Origin of the sequence: Pseudoalteromonas sp. S3785 (assembly GCF_005887365.1) — a bacterium.
Classification (GTDB): Bacteria; Pseudomonadota; Gammaproteobacteria; order Enterobacterales; family Alteromonadaceae; genus Pseudoalteromonas.
On sequence record NZ_PNCT01000139.1, the window covers coordinates 1 to 2625 of the forward strand.

Here is a 2625-nt window from a genome sequence, read left to right on the forward strand (position 1 = left end):
ATGTGTGGGTATTCCCCATAATTCGGAGATCACGTAGCATTAAGCCCAAACACGCTCTGCGCAATGGGTTCTTCCTAGGGGCTTTTTACTCTTTGTTGCTCGGCTTTTACTTCGCCCACTAGGTTACAAACCTCGCGCCGCGTTTAAATAGCCCTTAGATTGAACAAATTATAACCCTGAAAGGTCAACAGGCCCTAGTTTTCGTAGCGCACTAAACGTAAATACACGTCACTGGTTTTAGCATGTAAACTATTGAGCCCACTATCAAACTGATAAACCCATGCTGAGCTCATCGTGCTAACGCCTGACGTATTAGTCCAATAGTTTTGCAATTTAGTGCCTAAAAACACCTCTTCGTTAATACTCGGCTCGGTACAGCTGTGTTCTAATATACTGGCAAGCTCTTTAATATTAGGCACCTGCCAATCATCATAATCAGCAGTGGTGTCGTTTTCTGCTCCTCTAAGCGCTTCTTGCCAATTTATTGAGGGTGTAGACCCAGCGCACGTTTCGGTGTCGCTATCGTAAACTTGCCCATAGCTACAGCGCTGCCACATCAGGCCCGTTTCGGTATCTAATACTGTGCCATCATCATTAAGGGTAAAGCGCGTAGTGGGTGTTGTAGTATCCGCCCCGTCGTAACACGTTTGCGCTGCGGCTAGTTGAAAGCTAGCGCTAAACACAGCCAGTGAAAATAATATGCGTGTTTTCATGGTTTTCTCCTATCGGCTTCTGACTAGGCGTACATACGCGTATTTTTCTTTCGGGTAAGCTAAGTCATTCCCATTACTCATATCTATAATGTACGCTTGCGATAAGCTGGTACCATCGGCTGCAGTTTGTGATGTCCAGTACGGTAAATTAACATCATCTATAGCGCCTGCTGCTGGCATATTAGGAAAAAACGCTTCATCAATTAATACGTTTTCGCCCTGCTTGCCATAATCTATTAAGCTCAAGAGCTCAGTGTAAGTCGGTAAGCGCCAATTGGTACCGCCGCAAAAGTCTAAGTCGTTCACTTCATTTATATAGGTTTGCACACCACAGCTTGTATCATCTGGGCAGGTGGTATTTGCGGTACTGGTATCGGTAAAGGTTGTCGTGCCTAAATCCCAAAAGTAATGATTTTGGCCATCACGCAAGGTGGTATTAGGTAATGTACCTGACTCTACACTTTTAACCTCCCATACAAGCCCCGTTACGTTGTCGCGAATGCAAGTAAAGTCGTTACTATCATCAGCTACTTCATCAGCAAATTGATTTAGCTTAGTGTAGTCAAACGCAAGGTTACCTTGGCCTGCTTTATCGAGTTGATTGGCAAAGCTGTCTCGGCCAAGCTCTGCATCTTGTCCCGGAAAATCACTACTTTGGCAGTTGATACGCTGGGTATTGTTATAACACTCGCCTAGGCCACTATCGTTGATTAACCCTAATGCTTTTGGAGATACATCAATAAATACGGTATCGGTGTCGGTGCGCCCTTTAGAATCAGTAACAGTGACTTCAAAGCTCAATGTGGTATCTAAATCAACGTCGGAGGCAAAAAATGTCGTGGTACATTGGCTAGTATTTGCCAGTGTTTCGGCATTGCCTGTTAATTGTTGCCAGCTACATGAAAACGTATCTGTTAGGGTGTCACTTTCACTTGCATCTAAGGTTACTTCCTCAAATTCTTCAACGTTTTGGTCATCTCCGGCATTAGCCACAACCAGCTCGTCTGTTTTATTGAGTGTCATACTGTATTCAGTACTTGCCTCGCCGCCTTCGTCATCGGTAACGCTTAACTGCCACACTAAATTAGTATTTGACTCAAGCAGCGGGTGGCTAAAACTTACCGTTGAATTATCAAAGTCGGTTACATCTAAATCGGGGCCTGAAATTAATTCCCACTGATAACTATTAATTTGACCGTTTTCATCTGGATCGCTCGACTCTTCAGCGCTTAAAGTTACGGTATCATTATAGGTCGAAGGCAGTGTTTCAGGAGCTATTTGACTCACAACAGCAAGTGGTAACTGGTTGCTTGAAGTAATAAATATACTCACATTGTCACTCACTAAGCTGCCGTTATCTGTCTGGTAGCTTACAGATAGTACAAGTTCACTATCGGCTTTAACATCGGGAGCTGTAATAGTTTGCTCTGCACCTTCAAGCGGAAAGCCGTCCACTGATGGGCCGCTAACGCGCTGCCAAGTAAAGGTACCGTCTGCCGGTGAGCCTTGCGCGGTAATGGTAAACTCTGTTTTTTCTACAACTTGAAGATCGTTTCCTGCATTGACCGTAGTTTCAACAGTAGAGTCATCACTACCGCCGCCTCCACCGCCACAGGCAGCCAATAAAAAACAAGATATAAGGGGAGTAAAAGCAAACGCTTTCATAAAACGCACCTATAATGTCAAATAATTACTATAGTGTAATTACTAGCAATAAAGATGCCATTAGGAGTTATACCAATTCGCTTAATTAGGTGATCTACTTTGAGGCAGGAAATATGTGTTAATAACTTGGGCGTGTTGTTCTTTGCGGATTGAAATTTGTTCAACCTAGGGGCGATTAAATCGCGGCGCGAGGTTTGTAACCTAGTGGGCTACGGAAAACGACTCATGCGATATTGAAATGCGATAC

General features: G+C 44.0%; 2 protein-coding genes. Both read right to left on the bottom strand.

Annotation, left to right across the window (positions count from 1 at the left end; all coding sequences use genetic code 11):
- Positions 1-194: 194 nt before the first annotated feature.
- Positions 195-713, bottom strand: coding sequence for an Lcl C-terminal domain-containing protein (locus CWC17_RS18880; RefSeq protein ID WP_138614639.1), 519 nt, complete (start codon positions 711-713; stop codon positions 195-197).
- A gap of 9 nt (positions 714-722) precedes the next feature.
- Positions 723-2378 (bottom strand): Lcl C-terminal domain-containing protein, encoded by a 1656-nt coding sequence (locus CWC17_RS18885; RefSeq protein ID WP_138614641.1) that lies wholly within the window; start codon positions 2376-2378, stop codon positions 723-725.
- Between the last annotated feature and the right edge of the window lie 247 nt (positions 2379-2625).

Excerpts from the sequence above, each read along its gene's own strand:
- CWC17_RS18880 (WP_138614639.1), bottom strand. The coding sequence starts at position 713 with ATGAAAACACGCATATTATTTTCACTGGCTGTGTTTAGCGCTAGCTTT.
- CWC17_RS18885 (WP_138614641.1), bottom strand. The coding sequence starts at position 2,378 with ATGAAAGCGTTTGCTTTTACTCCCCTTATATCTTGTTTTTTATTGGCT.